Raw genomic sequence first — 4,548 nt, 5'->3', positions numbered from 1 at the left:
GTGCTGCAAGTATTGCCAAAGAATTTAATATAAATCATATGGTTTTAGATATGAGCCTACTTAACCAGTTGGCTCATAACGCGTTAACTAGATCAGATATCGAAATAAAAGCCGGAGAAGGCGGACAACTGCCCACCACATTTGTGGATGGTCGTAATTTACTATTCCTATCATTTGCGGCTGTGGCAGCCAAGCAGAGAGGGATTAACAATATTGTCACTGGAGTCTGTGAAACTGACTTTAGTGGTTACCCTGATTGTCGTGACGTTTTTATCAAATCTATGAATGTTACGCTAAATTTAGCTATGGACTATCCATTCGTTATTCATACCCCATTAATGTGGATAGACAAGGCAGATACATGGGCATTGGCCGATCAACTAGGTAAGTTGGCGTACATTCGTCAAAGAACACTAACGTGCTACAACGGTATTGTAGGAGACGGTTGTGGAGAATGTCCTGCATGCAAACTAAGGAATGACGGTTTAAAAAAATATCTCAATACGAAAGTAGGCAAGTAATAGTTGGCAAAAGTCATAAAACTAACCAAGATATTTATGTTTGATTCTGCACATTTTTTACCAGAACACAAAGGGAAATGTTCTGCCATGCATGGTCATTCCTATAAGTTGGAAGTAACTGTTGTTAGAACAAACAAACTCTTAATAAGCGGTGGTTCAAGCGATGGTATGGTCATAGATTTCTATGACCTTAACGCAGTTGTTACAGAAGAAGTAATTAGCAAAATTGATCATAAAGTTTTAAACGATATATATCCGTTTAGGACGACTGCTGAAAATATCGCCAACCATATTTTTGATGTATTGGCAGAAAAATTATTGCTTCATGGGGTTATTGTAGAGAGAATAAGGTTATGGGAAACACCTGACGCTTGTGTCGAGGTATGTAATGGCTGAGGTACGTTATCCGATAATCGAGATATTTAGTAGTATTCAAGGTGAAGGATTTCATATGGGAAAGGGAGCAACCTTTATTAGGGTTGCTGGGTGTAATCTAAGGTGCTCTTGGTGCGACACAAAGTATTCCTTTGATTTATCAGAATCTGAGTGGATGAGTGCTGATGAGATAGTAGTTGCTGATCAATTTTCTCATCACCACGTTGTCATTACCGGAGGAGAACCAACCTTATACGATCTGGAACCATTAGTGCGAGAATTACACAAGTTAGGTAAGTACGTTGCTATAGAAACCAATGGCACAAACCCAATACCGACTGAGTGGGGGATTGACTGGATTACTGCGTCCCCAAAACCGGGTAGCGGGTATGCTCTATCATGTCGGGCGGACGAACTAAAGTATGTTGTGGACGATGAATTTAGTATTGATGTAATATCCAATCATAATCTACCAGAGGGAAGGGTTTTTCTTCAGGTAGAAAGTGGACGGCAAGAATCAATTCAGAAAGCTTATGATTTAATTAACATTTATCCGGAACTTCGGTTAAGGCTTGGGGTACAACTTCATAAAATTCTTAATGTAAGATGATTGAAATGCGGCTCGTGAAAAAGGTGAAGATGGATGTCCTTCCCCATGAACCATTCTTCCAAAACGTTCGGAAGGAGGGTATTGTGGTATATGAACGAACCGATCAGGAATCTTATGCTCAAGCCCTTAACAGAGCTTATACCAGTGGAAAATGCGAAAGATTTTTTAGTTACAGTCACTAAATACCTTGAAACCACGGGAGTCATCTGACCAATTTAGAATTACAATTTATTTAGGGCCGATTGACATAAATCAACCGGCCCTAAATCCAAAAACCTTCTAACATTCTTCTAACAAACCGTACAAAACACGGCTTTTAGCATCAAACTAAAAACATCGCAAACCCTTAATTTTACTACATTCTTCTAACTGTACAAGGCCTCTAGCCTAGGTTGGGGTGGTAGAGGCCGCACGTTCAAGTCGTGTCGCTCCGACCAATAAAAAATTACGAGTATTAAGATCAGCCGTATGGCTGTTTTTTTTATTCTTCTAGCGTAAGCGTCAAACAAGAAGGTGGCTAGAAAAAAACAAAACCGGCCATCTCATTTACCGGTTTTGCTAGAAGAGCACTTTTTCTGAATGTCTGGGTGCCATGGAAGATAGTCATCCAAAATCTCGGGATATTGCCGAAAAGGAACACCGGGTAAGTCTCCTAAAATATACTCTAAATAACGATGGGGACTTAATCCGTTGGCCTTGGCTGTCTCTACCAGACTGTAAATGGCAGCACTGGCGGCTGCTCCCTTGGGACTGCCGCTAAATAACCAATTTTTCCTCCCGATCGTAAATGGCCGAATGCTGTTTTCCGCCAAGTTGTTAGAAATAGAGCAGTTTCCGTCTTTCAAATAGTTCATCAAACCTTCTTTGTACTTTAAAGCATATAGCAAGGCTTCACTGGTTTTGCATTTGGGCAGTATGGCTTGTCTCGAAGATTCTGCCCATGACCAAAAGGCCTCTAACATAGGCATTTGCTTCGTTAGACGCTCTTTGTAGCGCTCATCTGCCGGTAAGTCGCGCAGTGCTTTTTCCATTTCAAATAACTGGTTGCAATATTGAATTCCCTGTGCAGCCACTGTCGCTTCCGGCGATTGCACATCTTTCGGTATGGCATCGACGAACTTTCTTCGCACATGGGCCCAGCAGTAGCACCGGATGATTTTTTCGACTTTGTCATATCCGGGATACGCATCGGTATGCAAATATCCTTGAAATCCTTTCAAAAATTTCTTAGGGTAATTGCCGCCACGACCCGGCTGATACTCAAAAAGTCGGATAGGATGCTCTCCGTACTGACCGGTGCTGTAAACCCACATGTACGACTCCGTCGTATTTTTCCGGCCTTCTTCCTGTAAGACCTGGATGGGAGTCTCATCGACATGCAAATATTTTTCTTTTAGCAGTTCCTGGTGCAGGCGCTGCACCACCGGTAGCAGCCAATCTCGTGCGGCCACCATCAGCCAGTTGGACATGGTAGCCCGACTTAAGGTGACGCCCAGCATTTGCCACTCGGCTTCCTGCCGGTATAAAGGAATTGCATTGACGAACTTTTGATGCATAATCCAAGATAGCGTAGAAGGCGAAGCCAAAGAATGCAAGACAACCGGATCAGGAACCTCGGCTTTTTCCATATAGGGTCTGTCGTTTTTCCGGCAAGTCCGGCATTCCAGCGTCTCACGGTAATAGTCGATAACCCGGACCTGAGCCGGAATAAACTCCAATTCGGACCGAACGAACTCTTCACCGACAGCCACCAGTTCGGTACCGCAGCTTTCGCAGGAGCGCTCCTCGGCAATCAGGCGATAGACCTTTTTCACATGTTCCAGATGCTTGACCTGATCTTTACGTTGACCTTTGTAGCGTTTCTTGGCAAACTTGTCCGCTTCCTGCTGCAGGTCCGGCTCAGTTGCTTTGGGATCAGCCTCAGTCTCTGCTTCGTTAAACACCGGAGGTAACTCATCAAAAAGAGACACCTGCCCCTCAGAAAGGGAAGATGTCTTCTCCGAGCGCTTGCCAAAGAGCTGTTTCGTCAAATAGGCCACCGTATCATGCAGCCGTTTGTTTTCTGCTTCCAGCTCTGTAATTCGTTTTTCAAAAGCTTCCATCCGATCTAAAAACGTCATCTGCCAATTCCTTTGTACGGCCTTTTTGTTATATCCATTATACCATAAAAACCGTCAAAAGCCCAGGAATTGTCAGGGTTTGCAGATGTTTTTCTATTATACCCAAGCCGAGGTATCCAGCTTTTGTACTGCCTTGGGCGGATCGATGCACAGACCCTCTAACAGCCAACGAAGCTGCTGTGGAGTAATGGCCCGGACTGCCTCAGCGCTATGGGGCCATTGAAAGCGGCCCCTTTCCAGCCGTTTATACAGCAAGACAAAACCGTCACCCTCCCACAGCAGGGCTTTCATGCGATCGCGCCGGCGGCCGCAGAATAAGAACAGGCTGTTTTGAAAAGGATTGAGAGCCCAGTGCTGTTTAATGAGCATAACCAGCCCATCAATGGATTTTCGCATATCCGTGTAGCCGCAGGCAATATAGATTTGATTGGCTTGGGTAATGTCACCGAACATGGGCAAGGGCCTTTACCGTATGGGCAATTAGTTCTGGCGATGCGTCATTATGAAGTTCTATGGTAGCCGAGCCTAGGCGAAGAATGAGAGGCGCAGGCGATCCGGCAATAGCCGGAGCAGCCGGATTTGCTTTAAGTAGAGAACCGGGCAGCGTGACCGGCACAATGCTTAACTCATTGCTTCCACTCGTCGGCAAAAGTTCACAGGCTGCCATACGCACACAGCGCAGCCAATAGTAGTATCGCTTGGGATTGATGTTATTTTCAGCACACCAAGCGGACACTGTTTGACCGCTGCTGCGGCACTGGCGGACGATCTCGATCCACTGGTTCAGCCGGTATTGGCGTTTTACTTCTTGGGTATCCAACTCTAAACCTCCTTAGGAGTTTTTCGACTGCACTTTAAAAACTCCATATCGCTCTTTAGAGTATTATCCCATGCCTAGTTTTAAGTTTCTATCCACTATCTT

General features: G+C 44.7%; 6 protein-coding genes. 3 read left to right on the top strand and 3 right to left on the bottom strand.

The annotated features are described in order from the left end of the window. The 3 genes from queC to VN379_RS15910 form a co-directional block, all read left to right on the top strand. The coding region (gene queC, locus VN379_RS15920) for a 7-cyano-7-deazaguanine synthase QueC (protein ID WP_325535602.1) at positions 1-521 on the top strand (521 nt) is incomplete at its 5' end. Positions 522-524: 3 nt separating this feature from the next. Beyond that, a complete protein-coding gene (gene queD, locus VN379_RS15915; RefSeq protein ID WP_325535600.1) occupies positions 525-917 on the top strand; it encodes a 6-carboxytetrahydropterin synthase QueD in 393 nt (130 codons plus the stop codon). Beyond that, positions 910-1,506 (top strand): 7-carboxy-7-deazaguanine synthase QueE, encoded by a 597-nt coding sequence (locus VN379_RS15910; protein WP_325535598.1) that lies wholly within the window; start codon positions 910-912, stop codon positions 1,504-1,506. Before queD ends, VN379_RS15910 begins: the two co-directional genes overlap by 8 nt. Before the next feature lie 542 nt (positions 1,507-2,048). Here VN379_RS15910 and tnpC read toward each other — a convergent pair. The 3 genes from tnpC to tnpA form a co-directional block, all read right to left on the bottom strand. Then, the gene (gene tnpC, locus VN379_RS15905; protein ID WP_325535596.1) at positions 2,049-3,626 is read right to left on the bottom strand and encodes an IS66 family transposase; all 1,578 of its coding nucleotides are present in this window, start codon (positions 3,624-3,626) and stop codon (positions 2,049-2,051) included. A 96-nt stretch (positions 3,627-3,722) separates the two neighbouring features. Then, entirely contained in the window at positions 3,723-4,079 is a 357-nt protein-coding gene (gene tnpB, locus VN379_RS15900) for an IS66 family insertion sequence element accessory protein TnpB (RefSeq protein ID WP_325535594.1), read from the bottom strand. Continuing rightward, positions 4,069-4,446 (bottom strand): IS66 family insertion sequence element accessory protein TnpA, encoded by a 378-nt coding sequence (gene tnpA, locus VN379_RS15895; protein WP_325535592.1) that lies wholly within the window; start codon positions 4,444-4,446, stop codon positions 4,069-4,071. Before tnpA ends, tnpB begins: the two co-directional genes overlap by 11 nt. Positions 4,447-4,548: the final 102 nt, after the last annotated feature.

Source organism: Sporomusa sp. (genome assembly GCF_035561255.1).
Taxonomy (GTDB): domain Bacteria; phylum Bacillota; class Negativicutes; order Sporomusales; family Sporomusaceae; genus Sporomusa.
This window is presented reverse-complemented; position numbering and strand designations above follow the sequence as displayed.

Bases quoted from the DNA above. Each gene is read 5' to 3' on its own strand.
- VN379_RS15910 (WP_325535598.1), top strand. From the start codon at position 910: ATGGCTGAGGTACGTTATCCGATAATCGAGATATTTAGTAGTATTCAA.
- tnpC (WP_325535596.1), bottom strand. From the start codon at position 3,626: ATGACGTTTTTAGATCGGATGGAAGCTTTTGAAAAACGAATTACAGAG.
- tnpB (WP_325535594.1), bottom strand. From the start codon at position 4,079: ATGTTCGGTGACATTACCCAAGCCAATCAAATCTATATTGCCTGCGGC.